This is a genomic window from Colwellia sp. 20A7, assembly GCF_009832865.1.
GTDB lineage: Bacteria > Pseudomonadota > Gammaproteobacteria > Enterobacterales > Alteromonadaceae > Colwellia.
On sequence record NZ_CP047130.1, the window covers coordinates 491,007 to 512,682 of the forward strand.

Annotated in this window: 18 protein-coding genes; 12 read left to right on the forward strand and 6 right to left on the reverse strand. The window is 37.1% G+C overall.

The window, feature by feature from the left end:
* Positions 1 to 15: 15 nt before the first annotated feature.
* Positions 16 to 1,131 (forward strand): cell division protein ZapE, encoded by a 1,116-nt coding sequence (zapE, locus tag GQS55_RS02100; protein ID WP_159817496.1) that lies wholly within the window; start codon positions 16 to 18, stop codon positions 1,129 to 1,131.
* An 87-nt stretch (positions 1,132 to 1,218) separates the two neighbouring features.
* Here the strand turns inward: zapE and GQS55_RS02105 are convergent, their stop codons facing one another.
* The 4 genes from GQS55_RS02105 to folB all read right to left on the reverse strand — a co-directional run bounded on the left by GQS55_RS02105 (position 1,219) and on the right by folB (position 3,879).
* Positions 1,219 to 2,061: a tetratricopeptide repeat protein gene (locus tag GQS55_RS02105; protein WP_159817498.1), complete on the reverse strand. Its 843-nt coding sequence runs from the start codon at positions 2,059 to 2,061 to the stop codon at positions 1,219 to 1,221.
* A gap of 68 nt (positions 2,062 to 2,129) precedes the next feature.
* Positions 2,130 to 2,963, reverse strand: coding sequence for an undecaprenyl-diphosphate phosphatase (locus GQS55_RS02110; protein WP_159817500.1), 834 nt, complete (start codon positions 2,961 to 2,963; stop codon positions 2,130 to 2,132).
* 32 nt (positions 2,964 to 2,995) lie between these two features.
* A complete protein-coding gene (gene folK, locus GQS55_RS02115) occupies positions 2,996 to 3,493 on the reverse strand; it encodes a 2-amino-4-hydroxy-6-hydroxymethyldihydropteridine diphosphokinase (RefSeq protein ID WP_159817502.1) in 498 nt (165 codons plus the stop codon).
* On the reverse strand, positions 3,493 to 3,879 hold the full coding sequence (gene folB, locus GQS55_RS02120; protein WP_159817504.1) for a dihydroneopterin aldolase: 387 nt from the start codon (positions 3,877 to 3,879) through the stop codon (positions 3,493 to 3,495). The genes folK and folB overlap by 1 nt, the downstream gene beginning before the upstream one ends.
* A gap of 123 nt (positions 3,880 to 4,002) precedes the next feature.
* Between folB and plsY the strand changes: the two genes are divergently transcribed.
* Entirely contained in the window at positions 4,003 to 4,596 is a 594-nt protein-coding gene (plsY, locus tag GQS55_RS02125) for a glycerol-3-phosphate 1-O-acyltransferase PlsY (protein ID WP_159822489.1), read from the forward strand.
* A 33-nt stretch (positions 4,597 to 4,629) separates the two neighbouring features.
* On the opposite strand, the gene tsaD is transcribed toward plsY, so the two are convergent.
* A complete protein-coding gene (gene tsaD, locus GQS55_RS02130; protein ID WP_159817506.1) occupies positions 4,630 to 5,691 on the reverse strand; it encodes a tRNA (adenosine(37)-N6)-threonylcarbamoyltransferase complex transferase subunit TsaD in 1,062 nt (353 codons plus the stop codon).
* A gap of 246 nt (positions 5,692 to 5,937) precedes the next feature.
* On the opposite strand from tsaD, the gene rpsU reads away from it, so the two are divergent.
* Both rpsU and GQS55_RS02140 read left to right on the forward strand, forming a co-directional pair.
* Positions 5,938 to 6,153, forward strand: a complete 216-nt coding sequence (gene rpsU / locus GQS55_RS02135) for a 30S ribosomal protein S21 (protein WP_159817508.1) — start codon at positions 5,938 to 5,940, stop codon at positions 6,151 to 6,153.
* A gap of 45 nt (positions 6,154 to 6,198) precedes the next feature.
* A complete protein-coding gene (locus GQS55_RS02140; RefSeq protein WP_159817510.1) occupies positions 6,199 to 6,642 on the forward strand; it encodes a GatB/YqeY domain-containing protein in 444 nt (147 codons plus the stop codon).
* A gap of 90 nt (positions 6,643 to 6,732) precedes the next feature.
* Here the strand turns inward: GQS55_RS02140 and GQS55_RS02145 are convergent, their stop codons facing one another.
* On the reverse strand, positions 6,733 to 7,680 hold the full coding sequence (locus tag GQS55_RS02145) for a 1-aminocyclopropane-1-carboxylate deaminase/D-cysteine desulfhydrase (RefSeq protein ID WP_159817512.1): 948 nt from the start codon (positions 7,678 to 7,680) through the stop codon (positions 6,733 to 6,735).
* 307 nt (positions 7,681 to 7,987) lie between these two features.
* Here GQS55_RS02145 and GQS55_RS02150 point away from each other — a divergent pair, with 307 nt between their 5' ends.
* From GQS55_RS02150 to GQS55_RS02185, 8 genes are all read left to right on the forward strand, one after another.
* Positions 7,988 to 8,602: a PEP-CTERM sorting domain-containing protein gene (locus tag GQS55_RS02150; protein WP_159817514.1), complete on the forward strand. Its 615-nt coding sequence runs from the start codon at positions 7,988 to 7,990 to the stop codon at positions 8,600 to 8,602.
* 325 nt (positions 8,603 to 8,927) lie between these two features.
* Complete coding sequence (locus tag GQS55_RS02155; protein ID WP_159817516.1) at positions 8,928 to 13,094, forward strand: retention module-containing protein; 4,167 nt, start codon at positions 8,928 to 8,930, stop codon at positions 13,092 to 13,094.
* Between the two features lie 130 nt (positions 13,095 to 13,224).
* Positions 13,225 to 15,399, forward strand: a complete 2,175-nt coding sequence (locus GQS55_RS02160) for a type I secretion system permease/ATPase (protein ID WP_159817534.1) — start codon at positions 13,225 to 13,227, stop codon at positions 15,397 to 15,399.
* Positions 15,396 to 16,769: an HlyD family type I secretion periplasmic adaptor subunit gene (locus GQS55_RS02165; protein WP_159817536.1), complete on the forward strand. Its 1,374-nt coding sequence runs from the start codon at positions 15,396 to 15,398 to the stop codon at positions 16,767 to 16,769. The genes GQS55_RS02160 and GQS55_RS02165 overlap by 4 nt, the downstream gene beginning before the upstream one ends.
* Before the next feature lie 49 nt (positions 16,770 to 16,818).
* Positions 16,819 to 18,225, forward strand: a complete 1,407-nt coding sequence (locus tag GQS55_RS02170; RefSeq protein ID WP_159817538.1) for a TolC family outer membrane protein — start codon at positions 16,819 to 16,821, stop codon at positions 18,223 to 18,225.
* Positions 18,218 to 18,856 (forward strand): OmpA family protein, encoded by a 639-nt coding sequence (locus tag GQS55_RS02175; RefSeq protein WP_236559737.1) that lies wholly within the window; start codon positions 18,218 to 18,220, stop codon positions 18,854 to 18,856. Before GQS55_RS02170 ends, GQS55_RS02175 begins: the two co-directional genes overlap by 8 nt.
* 5 nt (positions 18,857 to 18,861) lie before the next feature.
* Positions 18,862 to 19,575, forward strand: a complete 714-nt coding sequence (locus tag GQS55_RS02180) for a transglutaminase-like cysteine peptidase (RefSeq protein WP_159817542.1) — start codon at positions 18,862 to 18,864, stop codon at positions 19,573 to 19,575.
* Positions 19,576 to 19,579: 4 nt separating this feature from the next.
* A complete protein-coding gene (locus GQS55_RS02185; RefSeq protein WP_159817544.1) occupies positions 19,580 to 21,496 on the forward strand; it encodes a bifunctional diguanylate cyclase/phosphodiesterase in 1,917 nt (638 codons plus the stop codon).
* Positions 21,497 to 21,676 lie beyond the last annotated feature (180 nt).

The window sequence follows — 21,676 nt, forward strand, 5'->3', positions numbered from 1 at the left end:
CAACATGGTTCATTCATGATTAAACTCTCTCCCATTGATAAATATAAGCAAGACTTAAAAAAAGATGATTTCCTTTTTGATGCGGCTCAAGAAAATGCAGTAAAGCATTTACAACGGTTATATGAAGATTTACAAACCAAACCGGTAGAAATCTCTAGCTTTAAAAAAGTTTTAAATAGCTGGAAAAAAGTCTATAAAAAACAAAATGAAAAATCCATAAAAGGACTATATTTTTGGGGTGGGGTAGGCCGAGGTAAAACATACTTAGTTGATACTTTTTATGATTGCTTGCCATTTGATAATAAGATGCGCGTACATTTTCATCGTTTTATGCATCGTGTTCATCAAGAGCTCAAAGAATTAACAGGACAATCAGATCCGTTAAAAATTATAGCGAAAAAGTTTGCCAAAGAAACACGAATAATTTGTTTCGATGAGTTTTTTGTATCCGATATTACCGATGCTATGATTTTAGGATCTTTATTTGAAGAACTCTTTGCTCATAATGTTATTTTAGTCGCAACTTCAAATATTGTTCCTGATGAACTTTATCGCAATGGTTTACAACGTGAACGTTTCTTACCGGCGATTAAATTGATTAATGAAAATACTGAGATTGTAAACGTTGATAGCGGTGTCGATTATAGACTTCGTACTTTAGAGCAAGCTGAAATTTACCATTACCCACTCGATCAAAAAGCCACTGATAATTTACATTATTATTTCAAGCAACTTTCATCTGAGGCGATTGAAGCAGGGGTAGACATTGAAATAAATAACAGACAACTTCCGACTGTGCTTGTGTCTGACGGTATTGTGTATTTTGATTTTTCTGTATTGTGTGAAAGTGCTCGTAGTCAAGGTGATTACATGAAAATCAGTCAAATATATCACACTGTATTAATGGCAAATGTTAAGCAAATGGGACGAGAAAGTGATGATAGTACTCGACGTTTCATTGCATTAGTTGATGAATTTTATGAGCGGAATGTAAAACTAATTATGTCGGCAGAAATGCCTTTAAAAGAGTTATATAGCGGTGGAAATTTAGCCTTTGAATTTAAACGCTGTTTAAGCCGCTTGCAGGAAATGCAGTCACATGATTATTTGGCGAGTGAACATTTACCTTAACTGTCCCTCTATTCGTGGCAAAATTTAATTCCGAAGAGATCATTAATCTCTTCGGGGTGTTCAATTTAGCTATTTACCGTTAGTTTTTTAATATAAAAGTGTATATAACTTACGGCGGTATTTAGTGGCGATAGCATCACCATCAGGTAGGGCTTTTAATACATCTAAGAAGAGTGTTTTGCTTTTATCTTTAGTATTAACTTCACCCGCTTGAACTAAACGAAATAATATTTTCAGAGCGTCTTCATGGCGGTTTACTTGGCTATATTGACTAGCAAGTTGATGCTGAATACTAATGTCATTTGGATTATTTGCTAAATCTGCTTCTAAAACTTGAATTTCCGGCGAATTAGCCGCTTGATTTGCTAGTTCTAGTTTAGCTAATAACGCTTGATAATAACTATCTTGATCAACCATCTTTATGGTGTCTAATAACGTTTGAGCCGCTTCTATCTTTCCTGTTTGTATATTGATATCAATTAACGTTAATTTGATATCAGCGCGTAGCTCATCAAGTTGATAGGCCTGGGTAATTAAACTTTGTGCTTCAATGATATTATTTTCGGTTAACGCCGATTTTGCTTGAGCGAGTAATATATCTTCTGGTTTTGGCAGGTGCTTATCTAAAAAAGTTGCAATAGCCTCGTCTGTTTGTGGTCCTGAAACGCCATCAATAGGTTGACCATTTTGCACTAGAATAGCGGTAGGCAAACCTTGAATACCAAATTGTTGCGCTATTTGTTGTTGTGTTTCACAGTCGACTGTCGCCATTAGTATTTGATCTATAAATGGAGCAGTTTTCGCGGCTAACTTGTTTTTTAATTCAACGCTTTCAGGGATTTGTTGCGCCCAAAAAGCAACGAGTACTAATTTATTTTTAGATTCGTCTAATACTATTTGTTGAAAGTTTTCTAAAGTAATTGCAATCATATTTGAATTCGCTATGTGTTCTGTTTAAATTATTTATTTTTGACAAATGATGTTAAAGCACGCTATTTCTAACCTAACAAAAACCATAATAGGCCAAAGCCTAAAATTAAACGATAAATGACAAAAGGCATCATACCAAGTTTATTTAATAAAATAAGGAAGTAATGAATGCAAGCATAGGCGCTAATAAAAGCGAGAAAACTTCCAAGGGCTATTGCTTGCCAGTCAACATCCTCTGTTGATAATATTAATTTAAGGGTTAGATAGCTACCAGCCATTGCAATGGCTGGGATTGATAATAAAAATGAAAAACGGGCTGCATTATCTCTAGATAAACCGAGCATTAATCCGATTGTCATCGTAATACCTGAACGAGAAGTGCCTGGAATAAGCGCGATAGCTTGTGCTAAACCAATTAACATTGCGCCTTTAAAGCCTAATTTTTCCAGTGGCTTATGAACTTTTCTATTACCGGCTCTTACATCGGCAAAACCTAATAAAAAGCCAAATAATATTGTGGTAAGTGCAATAATGAGTGCCGAGCGTAAATGTTCTTCTATTAAATCTTTACCTAGTAAACCAAATAAGCCGGCTGGCACAGTGGCAAAAAGAATCCACCAAGCAAGTTTTCCTTCAAATTTAATATGACTATCTGTATTACTTTTAGCCGGGCCTATATTCAATGTACCCAGCCAGGCAACAGACATTGTTCCTAATTCTTTACGAAAGTAGAGCATTACTGCTAATAAAGTGCCTACGTGCACAGCAACATCAAATGCTAGTCCTTGATCTTGCCAACCTAAAATTTGAGAGGGTAATATTAAATGAGCAGAGCTGGAAATGGGTAAAAACTCTGTTAAGCCTTGCAGTAAAGCTAAAATAATAATTTCTAAAGTAGTCATAATATTCTATTTTGCCTTTTTTATTTAGGTGATTACCAACAATTTTTAACGATTTTTAGGTGTTGGCTAGTCTTATTATAATTTTTCCAAAGTCTTTGATAGCTGAGCTTTAATAGAGGATGAATAAGCGTTGGCGCTATTTCACTTAATGGCCAAAGTACAAACGCATTTTTATCTATTTCTTCTCTAGGTAATTGTGCTGGAGTGTCAATTATTAAGTCGTCGTAGAGTAATAAATCAAGATCTAAGGTTCTAGGACTAAACTTTTTCGCATCAAGTGTTCGTCCATAATCAATTTCAATATTACGTAACTTACTTGCTACTTGCTCTACACTACATTGAGTTTTTATACCGATAACCATATTGTAAAATGCGTTACCACTAAAACCGATAGCTTCACTTTCAAATAAAGATGATAATGACAGTTGTGAAAAAGGAATATTAAAAGCGATAGCAAGTGCTTCAAGGCCATGTTTAACATGGTATTCACGCTCAATATTACTACCTAAAGAAATATAAATATCAGCCATTATTTTGTAGTTTCATTATGAAATTTAGTTTGTTCAAGCGTACCACGTTCAATCTCTACACCCACAGTAATAGCATTATGTACTGCACCGGGTTTACCAATAGCGAGTCGTAACCAAGGGATGTGAAACTGTGACATTAAATAACTTGCCATACGCTCAGCTAAAGTCTCTAATAAATCGACAGGGTTTTCATTAGCAAATACTGCTATTGCTGTAGATATTTCTGCATAATCTAACGTTTTTTCAAGTTCATCATTTTCAGCTGCTTTTGCTGTATCCCAAGCCATATCTACATCAATAACTAAGGTTTGTTTAATTTCTTTTTCCCATTGAAAAAAACCAATGGTGGTTTGAATAGCCAACCCTTTGATAAAAACCTTGTCCATTTGTTACCCATTGAATAATTTTTACAAAATAAAAAGCGAGTTTACCTGTGCAAGTGTAGAAAAACTAGCAGATAACAAGATAGAATAAAGAAAATTGTTATATTTGTGATAATTCTTATTATTATGTTGCTATTAACCTTTGCCATGATCATTGTTGCTTATTTATTAGGCTCCATTTCAAGTGCTATTCTAGTGTGTAGAGTGCTTGGTTTGCCTGATCCTAGAACTACGGGTTCAAATAACCCTGGTGCAACAAATGTTTTAAGGATAAGTAATAAATTAACGGCTGCTACTGTATTGTTTTTGGATATATTAAAAGGCACTTTACCCGTATGGAGTGCCTATTTTTTGAAGGTCGAACCTTTAGATTTGGGGATTATTGGTGTGGCAGCTTGCTTAGGCCATATGTATCCCATATTTTTTAATTTTCGAGGGGGTAAAGCCGTTGCTACTGCTTTAGGTACTTTATTACCTATTGGTTTAGGCTTAGGTTTTTTATTAATTATTACTTGGTTAACAGTGGCAAAATTAACTAAATATTCAAGTTTAGCCGCTATTGTTACTGTTTCTTTAGCACCACTGTATATTTTCATATTAAAGCCGCTTTATGTTTATCCTGCTTTAATGTTGAGTGCGTTAATTATATTACGTCATAAAGATAATATTGTGCGCTTACTAAAGGGCACAGAAAGTAAAATCTCTACAAAAATAAACTAGTCGGTTTAACTTATTGCCTATCACGGTATGGCTTTAAACTGCAGGTAAGCTATCTAACGACCAACGAGGGCTCGCTTTAAAAGTTAGATCTGCGTGTGTTCCCGCTTTTAATCTTTGTAAGCCTGCATAAGCAATCATAGCGCCATTATCAGTACAAAATTCAGGCCTAGGATAAAATACACTACCGCCAAGTTTTTTAGTTGTAATGGCCAGTTTTTCTCGTAGTGCGGTGTTTGCACTAACACCACCAGCAATGACTAATCGATTTAAATCTTCTTGCTGTAAAGCGCGTTTACATTTTATTGCTAAGGTATCAACTACTGCTTGTTGAAAAGCATTAGCAATCTCTGCATGGGTTTGTTTAAGTATATCGTCTGCTAAACTTTTACCATCTGAAGAGAAACACTCTTTTCGAACTAACGTACCGGCTGCCGTTTTTAAACCGCTAAAACTAAAATCTAACCCGGGTCTGTCTGTCATAGGACGAGGTAATTTGAATCTACCAGCAACACCTGATTCGGCCATTTTTGATAACGCAGGGCCGCCTGGGTAGTCTAGCCCTAACAATTTCGCTGTTTTATCAAAAGCTTCACCTGCAGCATCATCAACAGATTCACCTAGTAATTTATATTGGCCAATGCCGTCAACACGTACCAGCATAGTGTGGCCGCCTGAAACGAGTAGCGCAACAAATGGAAATTCAGGGACATCATCTTCTAGCATAGGGGCTAATAAATGACCTTCCATATGATGGACAGGTACCGCTGGTAAGTCCCAACCATAAGCTAAACTTCTACCAATTGAACAGCCAACTAATAATGCGCCAACAAGCCCAGGGCCTGCAGTGTAAGCTACGCCGTCTAGATCTTGAGGTGTTAAGTTAGCTTCTTTTAATACGGCTTTAATTAAAGGTATTGTTTTGCGAACATGATCACGAGAAGCCAGTTCAGGCACAACACCACCGTAATCAGCATGCACAGCAATTTGACTATAAAGCTGATGGGCTAATATACCTTCAGGACGATCGCCTTGCCCGTCATCGTAAATAGCAATACCTGTTTCGTCGCAAGAAGTTTCAATACCTAAAATTCGCATAAAATTATTTTTGATTCACTTAAAAGAGGGGATTTTACCTGTACTAGTGACATTTCGCCAGTATATTTAATGCTGACGTGATATTAACCTTTACATCACTAATCACTTAGCAGTAGAATATGGCACCCATTTTTGATAGAGCGGGTGTAAACAAGATCGAGTTTATTTTTTAAGTATAAAGAATAAACTGAAGAATCGAAGTTAAACACCGATTTATATAGATATAATACTAAGGTAAAAAAGTACATGCCAGTAATTAAAGTAAGAGAAAACGAACCATTTGACGTAGCATTACGTCGTTTTAAACGTTCATGTGAAAAAGCAGGAATCCTTTCTGAAGTTCGTCGTCGCGAATCTTATGAAAAGCCGACTTGGGAACGTAAACGTAAAAAAGCAGCTGCTGTTAAACGCGCAGCGAAAAAAGTTTCTCGTGAGAACGCACGCCACGTTCGCATGTACTAAACATTCTTTTTTAGAATGTCCTTAGTAGCCTTTGGAGAATGTTAGATGTCACTTCTAATTCAACTTCAAGATGAAATGAAAAATGCCATGCGTGCCAAAGACAAATTACGTCTTGGCGTTATTCGTATGGCACTATCTGCAATTAAACTTGCTGAAATTGATCATAATACCGAAGCAACTGATGAGAACGTTATTGCGGTTTTAACCAAAATGGTTAAGCAGCGTAAAGAATCTATCAAGATGTTTACTGACGGTGGTCGTGATGAATTAGCAGCCAAAGAAGCCGAAGAAGTGAGTGCATTAGAGTTCTTTCTTCCTCAGCCTTTAACTAATGCAGAAATTAACGATTTAATTAATCAAGCTATTACAAATACTGGTGCCGCCTCAATGGCTGACATGGGTAAGGTAATGGCAACATTAAAGCCTTTGATGCAAGGTAGAGCCGATATGGGCGCTGTAAGTGGGCAAATAAAAGCCGCTTTAAACTAGCGTACTATGCGGAAATAAAAGCGTAGCAAGGGTAAATAGTTTATAAAAAGCCGTAATAACTTTAGTTATTACGGCTTTTTTATTGAGTTTTTATTTTTTAAATGTTGACCAATATTCAGCTTTTAAAATTCCACGCTCAATCATTCCGCCAATGCCTTGCATACCGCCAGTATGTAATAAAATAATACGCTCGCCTTTAGCAAAATATCCTTGCTCAAGTAAATCAAGAAAAGCTAGTACCATCTTTCCTGAATAAACCGGTTCAAAGTCAACACCAGTTATGCGATTAAATTCAAGTATACGGTTGGCGTCTAAAGGTGTAAATTTTGCATAGCCACCACGGTGAAAATTAGTGAGTAATTGCCAGTTGTTATGTTTTTTTACTGGCTCAGGGAGTAATTGTTGTATTGTGTTTTTCAGATACTCAGCTTCTTTTAATACAGCAACTCCTAGCAATTTATGTAAGTTAGCATTTGAGTTGAGGTCCCCCGTGATAAGACCCGCTAAAGTGCCACCACTACCTACTGGCGTGATTAATGTGTCGTACTCAGTTTGTTTATTTAATTCTGTGATTATTTCTGCAACACCTTTAATTGCTAGTGTGTTACTGCCACCCTCGGGTACTATAAAGTAATTAGGGTACTGTCGTTGTAATTCGGTTAAATAATCAGTGTCGTGCCTGCGACGGTAAGTTTTTCGATCAACAAAGTGTAGCTTCATTCCCCAATGCTTAGCCCATGTTAATGTGCAATTACTGGCATAATGTTGTTCACCACGAATTAAGCCTATACAAGGGATGTTTCTTTGAAAACAAGCAAATGCTAACGCATGTATGTGGTTTGAATAACTGCCTCCAAAACTAAGTACTCCATTAATATTATTACTTTGCAATACATGTTCTAGGTTGTACTTAAGTTTTCGCCACTTATTACCTGAAATAGTTGGATGAATGTTATCATCACGTTTTACTTGAATTAATACTTCATGTTTTGTAAATAGTGGATGATGTAAGGGTTGCAGCTTGGATAAAGTGGTCATGGTAGATAAGTAATATTGTTGTAACTATTAATGGTTTGTGTAAAATACAATCAAATGATGAGAATATAGTGTATGAGTGCTAAGCTATATAGGAAGTATACATTGAATGTTAAAACGAGAGTTAGATAATATTTTATGTCATGTTTTTTAACAGTCAAGACAAAAATAAATGCTATTATTTTCTTTGTTACTGATATTTAATGAGTTTTATTTGTTGGCATTGTATTTGCTTTATCTATTGTAATGAAATCTATACCGTTTTATAGAATCCAATTGTTGACCCTCGTCAGGGTTTAAGGAAAGTAGTATGAGTTCTAAAATTATAAATGTTGTTTTGGTTTGTTTGTTTACTCTTTGTATTGCAGGAAAAGCGAATGCAGGGTTAATTGTTGGTGATTTATATGCTGATGACGCTGGAGTTCAATGGGAGTATGTAGGCTCTTACGACTTAATTCCTTCAGAAATTGAATTTACACTACCTACAGATGTCGAAATCTTAAACGGTGCTAATACTGAAATATCTAACTTTAATGGTATTGAAGCTGCAATATATAACTTTGGTACTCTTATGGGTGATCAAGAGTACGCTATAAGCACTATTGATATTAATATCTTTGTCATGCTTGGTTTAGATATTTCCGAATATACCGTGAACCATGAGGCTTGGTATGATATTTATGGAGGAGCAGTCAATGGGGTTAACGTTGGAGTAGTATCAAAAGATGAGTCTTATGTTGAGCCTAATGATTTCTATAATGTTGATGGTGCATTCTCAGCTTATATTGGTGATCGCGCAGTTGTTGGGGCTAATATAAATTATGTTTTTAAATCTGTTACTACATCAGTTCCTGAGCCTTCAACACTTGCTATTTTTACACTGGCTTTAATTGGATTAACCGCTCGTCGTTTTAAAAATAAATAGTACTTTACGTACTTAATTGTAGCGGTGTCGCTCGACATCGCTATTTATCATTATTAATCTAGTAAAATCGTCTTATTTAGCCCTCATCTAAACACTTAATATTAAAACTAATCATTAAGATCAAACTTATAGCAAATAATCTTTATTATTCTGATGGACTCCATTGACTTTATGGCTAAACTAGTCGATAAAAGGTAGTTAACACAAATTTTATTTAAATAATATTAGTTCAGTTTAATTTATAGTATTTTATTATTAGCCATTCATTGAGTATTGTTAAATACTTTTCAAGGTATGGTAAGCCAAATTATTAGGAAGGTTGTCTATGGAAAATTATACTAACCCAGCAAATGCAAAAGTAACCAATGTTATAGGTGAAGTGCATACTGATTTGGCTGAAAATACTATATTACAAGTTGGTGATATTATTCAATCAGGCTCGACTGTTAACTTAACAGATGGCAGTGAACTTATATTAACTTTTGCTAATGGTAGCCAGCATAGAGTGTCTAACTCTGAAGGAGAGTTAATAGACGAAGTGATTGTAGATATAGCTGCTACTGAAAGCGTTACTGAAGTTGTTGACAGTACTGATATAGATAATCTTCAAAATGAAATAGATTCAATTCAGGAGCTAATTGCTTCTGGAGATGATGCTGATCTTCCTGAAACAGCTGCTGGTATAGTAGGAAATGAAGGAACAGGTTTCGTTACTGTGAGTAGAACGGGTGATGAAACTTTAGCACAAGCGGGATACGATACTGTAGAACAAGCTACAGCAATTCCTTTACCTGTCAATTTTGAAGCAGATACTACTAATGAACAAGTTCCTGTTGTAGATCCTGAACCACCAGTAGCTGAGCCAGAACCTGAACCAGAACCAGAACCTGAGCCAGAGCCAGAGCCAGAACCTGAGCCAGAACCAGAACCTGAGCCAGAGCCAGAACCAGAACCTGAGCCAGAACCTGAGCCAGAGCCAGAACCTGAGCCAGAACCAGAACCTGAGCCTGAGCCAGAGCCAGAACCTGAGCCAGAACCAGAACCTGAGCCAGAACCAGAACCTGAGCCAGAGCCAGAACCAGAACCTGAGCCAGAACCAGAACCTGAGCCAGAACCAGAACCTGAGCCAGAGCCAGAGCCAGAACCACCGGTATCGGATCTGGTTGATGGTGATGAAAGTGTCACCACGTTAGAAGATACACCGGTGTCTGGTAACTTACTGCTCAACGCTGCCAGTACTGATGGTCCGTTAAGTGTGGTTGATTTTACTATCAATGGCACCGTCTACACGGTAGGCGATACAGCAACGTTCACCGAAGGCACCCTAACCGTTAGCGGTGATGGCGCGTATACCTTTAGGCCAAGTGATGATTATCATGGCGCAGTGCCAGCGGTTACCTACACGGTCAAAGATGGCTTGGATGATATTGATACCTCGACGTTGACCATTGAGGTCACGCCGGTAACAGATCTGGTTGATGGTGATGAAAGTGTCACCACGTTAGAAGATACACCGGTGTCTGGTAACTTACTGCTCAACGCTGGCAGCACTGATGGTCCGTTAAGTGTGGTTGATTTTACTATCAATGGCACCGTCTACACGGTAGGCGATACAGCAACGTTCACCGAAGGCACCCTAACCGTTAGCGGTGATGGCGCGTATACCTTTACGCCAAGTGATGATTATCATGGCGCAGTGCCAGCGGTTACCTACACGGTCAAAGATGGCGTGGATGATATTGATACCTCGACGTTGACCATTGAGGTCACGCCGGTAACAGATCTGGTTGATGGTGATGAAAGTGTCACCACGTTAGAAGATACACCGGTGTCTGGTAACTTACTGCTCAACGCTGCCAGCACTGATGGTCCGTTAAGTGTGGTTGATTTTACTATCAATGGCACCGTCTACACGGTAGGCGATACAGCAACGTTCACCGAAGGCACCCTAACCGTTAGCGGTGATGGCGCGTATACCTTTACGCCAAGTGATGATTATCATGGAGCAGTGCCAGCGGTTACCTACACGGTCAAAGATGGCGTGGATGATATTGATACCTCGACGTTGACCATTGAGGTCACGCCGGTAACAGATCTGGTTGATGGTGATGAAAGTGTCACCACGTTAGAAGATACACCGGTGTCTGGTAACTTACTGCTCAACGCTGCCAGCACTGATGGTCCGTTAAGTGTGGTTGATTTTACTATCAATGGCACCGTCTACACGGTAGGCGATACAGCAACGTTCACGGAAGGCACCCTAACCGTTAGCGGTGATGGCGCGTATACCTTTACGCCAAGTGATGATTATCATGGGGCAGTGCCAGCGGTTACCTACACGGTCAAAGATGGCTTGGATGATATTGATACCTCGACGTTGACCATTGAGGTCACGCCGGTAACAGATCTGGTTGATGGTGATGAAAGTGTCACCACGTTAGAAGATACACCGGTGTCTGGTAACTTACTGCTCAACGCTGCCAGCACTGATGGTCCGTTAAGTGTGGTTGATTTTACTATCAATGGCACCGTCTACACGGTAGGCGATACAGCAACGTTCACGGAAGGCACCCTAACCGTTAGCGGTGATGGCGCGTATACCTTTACGCCAAGTGATGATTATCATGGCGCAGTGCCAGCGGTTACCTACACCGTCAAAGATGGCTTGGATGATATTGATATCTCGACGCTGACCATTGCCGTGACGCCAGTCTCTGATCTGGTTGATGGTGATGAAAGCGTCACGACGTTAGAAGATACACCCGTGTCAGGTAACGTACTGGCCAATGGTGCCAGCACCGATGGTCCGTTAAGTGTGGTTGATTTTACCATCAATGGCACAGTTTACACGGTGGGTGATACCGCGAATTTAACCGAAGGCACGCTCACCATTGGCGCAGATGGCGCGTATACCTTCACGCCAAGTGATGATTATCATGGGGCAGTGCCGGTTGTCACGTACACCGTCAAAGATGGCTTGGATGATATTGATACCTCGACGTTGACCATTGCCGTGACGCCAGTTTCTGATCTGGTTGATGGTGATGAAAGCGTCACGACGTTAGAAGATACGCCCGTGTCAGGTAACGTACTGGCCAATGGTGCCAGCACCGATGGTCCATTAAGTGTGGTTGATTTTACCATCAATGGCACAGTTTACACGGTGGGTGATACCGCCAACTTAACCGAAGGCACGCTTACCATTGGCGCAGATGGCGCGTATACCTTCACGCCAAGTGATGATTATCATGGGGCAGTGCCGGTTGTCACGTACACCGTCAAAGATGGCTTGGATGATATTGATACCTCGACGCTGACCATTGCCGTTATTCCTGCAGAGAATATTCCGCCAGTTGCTACGGATGATGGTTTTATTATAGATCAAGGGGGAAGTGTCACTGGTAATGTCATATCACATGATGATGGTGATGGAGAAAGTGATCATGACGGTGGTGATGGTTCGATACTTGTTTTAACGCAAGTTAACGGTGATGATTTAGTGTTTGGTGCTGATGGTACTGCCAGTGTTATGGTTGATGGTGGAACATTAACTATAAATTCAGCGGGTGATTTTACTTATCATAATAGTGAAGGGTATGTTCTAGGTGCTGATTATCCAAGTTTTGATTACACGTTAAGTGATGGAACTGATACAGATACTGCTACCGTCACAATTGATATTATTGATTCTGCTCCAGTTGCTGTGAATGATTATAATTATCTAAGTTTTACTGATTTAAGTGATTTTGGTAGAAGTGATATTACAGGTAGTTCAAGTATTGGTGGTAATGTTATAACCGGTAGAACTTCAGACGATCATATGGATACTTCTGATGATGGATTGGCCACGATCGTTAAGTTTAATTATAATGGTTCAGATTATACCTTTAATGATGATGTAACCTCTCATACTATTGTAACTACTTTTGGTACTTTCATAATGGATAACACAGGAGAGTATTCTTTTGAGTTACCAATAGGCACAGAAGTTTCTGAAATACCTGATAACATTAATATTGTTTATACAATAGAGGATAGCGATACAAATAATCCTGAAACAGATGATGCAACACTAGAAATAAACTTTATATATACAAATGAGGTGACTAGCTCATCTCGGACTTCTTCAGAAGAGAATCTGATAGAGATACCTGATGTTATTGACGTCCAAGGTAAAGAAGCGACGGTTCAATCAACTAATTATGATATGAGTGAACTTCTTAGTGGAGTAAATAATGAAAGTATCGAAAATTATATGCAGTTTGACGGTTTAGTTGAAAATAGCGACTTAGCTAAAACAGAAGAAAATGATGGGCAGTCTAATAAAGATGAACTGACATTAGAAACAGAAATTCAAGATGTAGCTAAAGAGGCTGAAGCTGAAACATTAGTGACAAACGGCTTCTTACAAGAAGGGGCTATATTGATAAGTGATGCATCTCCAGAAAATGTACCACAACAAATTGAACTTGACTCTAACGAGAATATATAATCATCTGATAATATAAGTAAATGATATAAAAAAGATCTAATGGTGTAGTATGTCTGAATAACATCATTAGGTCTTTAGCCGAGTTCAGGTTAATTAGATAGTAAATTTATTTTAAGGGATAAAATACTTCGTGCAATCAACAGTGCAACCGTCATCAGAATGGTCAATCAATGCTTCGCAAAAGTTAAGTTCAGATCCCTTATTAGATAGTTTAGTGCTCCTCACTGAGCATTTTGGGAATCCTTGCTCTGCTGATGCGCTTTCAGCTGGCTTACCCTTAACAGAAACAAATTTAACACCTGAACTATTACCTCAAGCAGCTTCTAGAGCGGGCTTAAGTGCAAAGCTTGTGCGCAAAGGCTTAAACGAACTTCCTTCAATGTTATTGCCTTGTATTTTAATGCTTAAAGATAAAAAAGCGATAGTATTACAAGAACTTGATATTGAAAATAATAAGGCGATAGTTTCTTTACCTGAAACAGGTGGAGAAGAACAATTAAGTATTGAAGAGCTCGAATCAAGCTTTGTTGGATATTTGTTTTTAATAAAACAACAATATCGTGGGGATAGAAATTTCGATGTTCATCATGATAATTCTAAAGAACATTGGCTATGGGAAAAAATTAAAAATACTTCATCTATTTACCGTGATGTCATAATAGCCTCAATAATGGTAAATATTTTTGCATTAGTTTCACCGCTGTTTGTGATGAATGTGTATGACAAGGTTGTTCCTAATTTAGCCTTTGAATCTCTTTGGGTTTTAGCTATCGGTGCAGGTATCGCTTATATATTTGATTTAGTACTAAAACAATTACGTGGTTATTTGATTGATGTTGCGGGTAAAAAAATTGATATAGAAGTTTCTTCTAAACTGTTTGCAAAAGCAATAGGTATGCCACTTGAAAAGCGCTCACCCAGTGTTGGTGGTATGGCTAAGCAAATAGGTGAGTTTGATAATGTTAGAGAATTCTTATCGTCAGCCACCATTAGTGCTGTGGTTGATTTACCTTTCGCACTGCTCTTTATGTTCTGTATCTGGCTTGTCGCTGGTGATTTGGTAATGTTTCCTATTATCGGCTCTTTCCTTATTATTGGTTATACCTTGTTAAATCAGTCGAAACTAAAAGCGGCGATTGAAGAAACTAATAAATTTTCAAGTTTACGACATGGTCATTTAATTGAATGTTTGAGTACATTAGAATCTATTAAGGCGAATGGTGCAGAAGGTGTTGTTCAAAATGCATGGCAACAAATGATAGGTCATACTTCTACTTGGTTGCTTAAATCCAAAATAATTACTAATTCAGTGTTAAACTTTGCCAGTTTTATCGTGCAAATATCGGTTGTTGCAGTAGTTGTTTTAGGTGTATATCGTGTATCAGAAAACTTAATATCAATGGGCGGAATTATTGCTGCTGTGATGTTAACAGGCAGAGCTATATCACCTGTCGCTAAACTTGCAGGCTTAATGACTCGCTCTAATCAAACCTTAAGTGCATTAAAACAACTTGATATTTTAATGGATCAGGAAGGTGAGTTTGAAGATAAAGCGCATTTAGTGAGCAGAAATAAGCTAGCGGGTAATATCAATGCTGAAAATGTGAGTTTTAAATACCCTAATTCAGACATTCCCTCTTTACAACCAATGTCTGTAAAGATAAAGCAAGGTGAAAGAATCGCAATTGTTGGACATAATGGTTCAGGTAAAACCACATTAGCTAAATTATTACTTGGACTCTATCAACCAAGTCAAGGATCCATACAGTTTGACGGTTTGAATTATCAACAAATACACCCAAGTGATTTACGCAAGAATATTGGTTATCTACCACAAGATATTGTGTTATTTCACGGTACTATTAGAGATAATATCCTCTTTGGTACTAGACAGGTTACTGAATACCAATTGATTCGGGCGGTGCAGCTTTCTGGTGTCAATATTTTTACCGATCATAATAGCCAAGGACTTGATCAACAAGTTGGTGAGAGTGGGAACGCACTGTCACGTGGGCAAAGGCAGTCTATTGTGCTAGCAAGAGCAATCTTAAATTCACCTCAAATATTACTATTAGATGAGCCAACTGCTAGTCTTGATGCTCGCGCTGAAAAGCAATTTATTAAATCAATACATGCGACGGCTAGAGATCGTACCATGCTATTAATCACGCATAAAATGGACTTGTTAAAACTGGTTGATAGAATCCTTGTTTTGGACAAAGGTAAACTAATAATAGATGGCCCAAAGGATGAGGTACTAGCAAAACTAAAAGGCAATCAATTAAATCAAGAGACAAGCGCATGAAGGTGAGTCAACAAGATTTAGAGATGGCTGATGATGTCTATGGGGCAATGTTAACTGAAGTGCCAAGTTTACATCGACTAACTATTTGGGCTATGGCTAGTTTACTTTTGTGTTTTCTTGTGTGGGCCTATTTTGCCGCACTACAGCAAGTCACATCGGGCATAGGTAAAATTATCCCTTCAACACAAGTTCAAATTGTTCAAAGTTTAGATGGTGGCGTATTACAAGAGCTATTTGTACAAGAAGGTATGCAAGTTGTGAAGGGGCAACCTATAGCAAGAATTGATGATACCCGTTTTAGATCAGATTTTGCAGAACAAAAACAAGAGGTTAGCAGTTTGCGTGCTAATGTAATTAGGCTTAGAGCTGAACTTTCAAGTATATTAATTGGCCATAATGAGCAATGGCAGCGTCAAATAGACATTGATAAAAAAATACCTATTTATCCTGATGATCTTGTCGAAAATGCTAAATTTATGGTTGAAAGACAAAAAGAAGAATACTCAGGAAGGTTAGACAATTTAATAAATCAACTAGCGATTCAAGAGCAACAAATTCAACAAAGAGAACAAGAAATTGCTGAATTAGATTCTAAAATCAACACTTTGAAAATAAGCTATCAAATAGCAAGTAAAGAGCTTGATCTTACTCGACCGCTTGCCGAAAAAAATATAGTTTCTAAAATAGAATTATATAAATTAGAACGCAGTGTTAATGAGCTTAAAGGGGAATTAAGTGCCGTACGCTTATTATCACCTAAATTAAAGTCTTCATTACAAGAGTCAATATTAAATCGTCGTGAAACGGCACTTGCTTATCGATCAGAAGCAAGAGCAAAGCTTAATGATATGCAAAATAAATTATCCCGGATTAATGAATCACAAGTGGGCGCTCAAGATAAAGTCACTAAAGCCTTAATATTGTCTCCAGTTGTTGGTACGATTAAAACAATTCATATCAATACATTAGGAGGAGTAGTAAAGCCAGGAGAAACAATTGCTGAAATCGTACCAACAGAAGATAAATTGATGGTAGAGGCAAAAATAAAACCAAGAGATATTGCTTTTATTTATCCGGGATTACCTGCAGTTGTTAAAATTACAGCCTATGACTTTACTCGATATGGTGGGTTGAAGGGTAAGGTCGAGCATATAAGTGCAGATACGACACAAGATGAGGAAGGTAATAGTTTTTACCTTATTAGAGTTCGTACTGATGCTTCAAGTATAAAGAATAAGAAAGGTGAAGCGATGCCAATCATTCCAGGGATGTTAACGGAAGTTGATGTCATCACTGGCAAGCGAACTATTTTAGAATATATTTTAAACCCCATCTTACGCGCGAACGAAGCTGCACTTAGGGAACGATAGCACTTAACTAAAATTAAGAATAAAAAAATAATACAAACAGGGAATATTTATGAATAATGTTGTTTTTAACTTGAATAAAATAGCAATACTTAGTGTTATAGGTTTATCGACATTGTGGTCTATTAGTAGTAATGCTCAAAGTTTAGAGCAAGCGGTTGCAGAAGCACTTGATACTCATCCTGATATTCGTCAGTCTTTTGCTCGATTTAAATCTAAAGAAGAAGATGTTAACCGTGCTTCAGCAGGGTATTTTCCTACTGTTGATTTAACCGCTGGTTATGGTTATGAATATACAGATACGCCAAGTAATAGAAGGAGCGACCTTAATAATAGTAACGGTCAAACTGAATTGGCGCGTGGTGAATTTGGCATTAGTATCAAACAAATACTTTTTGATGGCATGTTTACTAGTAATGAAATCGATAGAACTAAATTTGAAGCAAGTGCAGAGCAATGGACTCTAATTTCTAATGCTGAAGATCTCGCTTTACAAGTTGCTAAAGCATATTTAAATTTTATTAAAACAGAGCAACTCATTGAACTAGCGAAAACAAATATTGAGTCACATGAAATAATTTATCAACAAATAAAAGAACGTACTGATTCTGGATTAGGTAATATTGCTGATTTTTCTCAAGTTACTGGACGATTAGCTCGGGCACAATCAAATATGATATCGGCGCGTAATAATCACCTTGATGCAAGAACACAGTTTATTCGTTTAACAAACACATTACCTGAAAATTTAGTGATACCAGTACCTGATGCTGATATGTTACCTAAAGATAAAGAAAGAGGCTTAGATTTAGCGATCAAGCGTCATCCAGTCATTAAATCTGCTAAACAAGATATAAGGGCAGCACGTTCATTTAAAAGCGCCGTAAAATCAAGTTACTATCCAACATTATCGTTAGAGTTGGCAGCTAATTCTGATAATGATATCGGAGGCGAGAGTGGATTGAATCAGTTTGGGGCTGACGTTGGTGGTCACCGCAATGATGCCTCAGCAATGTTACGTCTGCGCTATAACTTTTATTCTGGTGGTAAAGATATTGCTAGTGAAAGAAGTGCAGCCTATAAAGTGTCAGAAGCACAAGATATTAATGCGAGTGCTCATAGGCAAGTAACAGAAAGTTTTGGTTTGGCTTGGAATGCCTTTAAAATGTTAGCTTTACAAAAAAAATATATAAAGCAACATGTTATAACCTCTAAAGATACGCAAGTAGCCTACAAGCAGCAATTTGATATTGGTCAACGAAATTTACTTGATCTACTTGATACTGAAAATGAACTGTTTCAAGCTCGTCAAGATTATTTAGATGCAGACTTTAATGAATTAAGTGCTAAATACCGTATATTAAATGCTACAGGACAATTACTAGACTCGTTAAGAGTGACTAAGTCAAACGCATGGAAGGGAGAGCACGAATATGAAGAAGGAGCATATAATGAATAAATTTTTACGGAACATAAGTAAATATATTCCAATATATTTAACTATTATAGTGACGAGTATACTGCTTAGTGCATGTGCTGATACACGTATTGTTGCCTTAGAGGATTCGGTTGAACAACAGTTCAATTTAACTGATGATGATAGTGATGGTGTAATAAAAGCGCGAGAGAAATGTGATGGAACTACCATTGGAGCTTCTGTCGATAATTACGGCTGTGGCACTAAGATATCTACTATAAAACCTTTGCAAATAAATATTAAATTTGAACGTAATTCTTCGGAAATACCTGCTGCCGCTTATGCTGAAATTAGTAAGTTAGCAGACATTTTGGGAAAAAATTCTGCAATTAATGTATTAATTGAAGGTCATACCAGTAAAATTGGTACTACTGCGTTGAATAAAACGCTTTCTAATGCTCGCGCCGAGGCTGTAGCTTTGGTGTTAGAGAATGACTTTGCAATTAATAAAAGTCGAATTTCTACTATTGGTTATGGTTTTGAGCGTTTAGAAGTCATGGGTGATACGGAGCAAGATCATGCAGTTAATCGTCGTATAATGGCCGAGATTTCAAATATAGAAAATATTGATGAACTCAAATGGACCATTTATACGGTAGACCAAGCTAATTAATTATAATGAGTAGTATTAAGAGCGATATTCTTTTTAAAAGTATTGGAATTAAATCTGTTCAAGTACTACTGATTATTATTTTTTCACCAGCTATTCTTGCTAAATCTATCTTGCCACTTGATGAAGAAAAAATCATATCATCGTTAACACAAAGCTATGGTGAAAGGGCGGGTAAACGAGGTAAGACTTGGTTTAAGTTAATGCAGCAGAAGTCAGGTATCTCTGAGTTTGAAAGACTAGAAGAAGTGAACCGTTTTTTTAATCTTTTTAGGTTTATTGACGATAAAATACTTTGGGGTGTAAGTAACTATTGGGCAACACCTATTGAGTTTATTGGTGTTAATGGCGGAGATTGTGAAGACTATTCAATAGCTAAATATTTTACATTATTAGAGCTTGGTATTGCGGATGAAAAAATGAGGATCACCATGGTAAAAGCGGTAAAACTGAATCAATATCATATGGTGCTTGCTTATTATGATACACCTAATGCCATGCCGTTAATATTAGACAATATTGACGGTGTTATTAAGCCGGCAAGTCAGCGAAACGATTTAATCCCAATATATAGTTTTAATGCTAGTCAACTATGGCTAAACAAAGAGAAGGGGCGTGGTGTGATTAGCGGAAAATCATCAAAACTGAAACTTTGGCGCGATTTACGAGAACGTATAACTACCTCAAAACTTAAACAACCCAAGCTAAAAATGGAGTTTTAAGATCATGACCTTATTTAGAGAAATAAACTCATTACTATTCGGACTGTTTTTATTAGTCATGACAAGTTTGGTTTATTTTCAATTTACCCAAACGCGTGATTTTATGAGTCAGCAAATGGAATCAGATTTAAATAATACAATTACTTCATTAGGACTAATGTTAAAGCCTCATCTTGAAACAGGAGATGTTGTTACCGCTGAAACCTTAGTGAATGTTATCTTTGAAGGTGGGTTTTATCGTAAAGTTACACTTAAATGGTTAGCTAATGATAAGGTGCAAGTTTGGGAGAATCCTATTCTTATCGAAGGGGTACCTCAATGGTTTATTAACTTAGATTTATTTAAATCTCAGAAAAAAGAAACATTAATTACTTCAGGTTGGATGCAGTTAGCAACTCTTGAAATAGAAGGGCACCCAGCGTTTGGCTATAAAGAGTTATGGCGTGTAATGAATGATACTGTGATGGTTTTATCGTTATTATTTATACTCTCTATTATTGTACTATGGTTTAAACTTAATCGTATTTTAAAGCCGTTAAACAATATTGCTATTCAAGCAAAGCAAATTTCAGAGCGTAAATTCAGTCATGATATTGAGTTACCAAAAACTACGGAGTTAAAAGATGTTGTTGGTGCCATAAACTCAATGTCAGGGCAATTAAAGCAAATATTTTCCACGTTAGATAAAGAAGTTAATGAACTCAAAGAAGATAAATTAATCGACCATGTTTCACAATTGCCTAATCGTCAATATTTGTCAGCACAAATCAATAATTGGTTAAATGAACCTGGTTTTGGTGGCCTTATATTAGCAAAATTTGACTGGCTAGAAGATATTTATACCAAGTATGGTTTTCAAGGACGAGATGAGATTATTAAGGTTGTTTCACAAAGAATGCAAACAGAGCTGCCTGAAATTGCGGATAGTGTGATCGCCCGCATTGCTAACACTGAGTTTGCTTTTTTAATTACTAAAGCAGAAAAAAGTACGATCGAATTATATTTACAGTCGTTAATCAGAATCATTAATCAAGAAATTACTAAAGCTGGCTGTACTTCTAATACGCGTTTTTCTCTAGGTATTAGCCAACGTATTGAGAACATGAATGCTTCTGATTTATTAGCGCAGTCAGATAATGCCTTACAACAAGCACAACAAACTAATAAAATAAGCTGTTGGATAGATTCTGAGCAACCGCAGAAATATAGTAGAGAACAATGGCGTAGTAAATTAGTCGACTCTATTAATAACAACTTTTTTATATTTCAATGGCAAGCTATTGTAAGTATATCGACACAAGAAATAATTCATCGGGAAATATATTGTCGATTAACCATTGATGAAAAAATAGTAACGGCGTCAGAATTTATGCCTTTTATTGAGTTGATGTCACTAGGTGCTCAACTCGATCAATGCTTATTAGAGTCAATTGAACAACAAAATATTTTAGCGAAAGCAGAAAAGGGTATCGCGATTAACCTTACTCATGATAGCTTACAAAACGCTGAATTTATTCAATGGTTAAGCGCATTTCTTACACGAACAATGTATGCGGAACGTATTTCATTTGAAATCCCTGAATCGGCAGCCATCAATCTATTTGAGCAATGTGTTCATTTGGCTGAAATTACTCGAGCTGCGGGGGCTAAAATAGGGATAGATCAATGTGGACGTCAAATTGGATCTTTAGACTACTTACATAAGTTACAACCTGATTATATTAAATTAGATTTATCATTTGCCTATTATGATAAGTTAAATCAGAACAAAGAGCTTTGCAGAGCACTTGTTAATGTCGCTAAAGGTTTGCAAATTGATGTCATTATTACCGGTATTGAAGATAAAGAGCAGTTAACACATTTTGATGCATTGAAGGTACAAGGGTATCAAGGGTATATTTCTCCGGTTGAAGATATATGAAAAGAGGTTAGAAGTGACTAATTTATCAATGTGGGCTCAGTACTACTATATTGATATGTCTATTTTATCTGCTTGAATGATGATTTTTGTCATTTTTTTAGCGAAAAAAATATTTTTTTGCAATTTATACAAAACAAGCAACACAAATTGGTAATACTGAGGTATCATTGTTCGATCTGT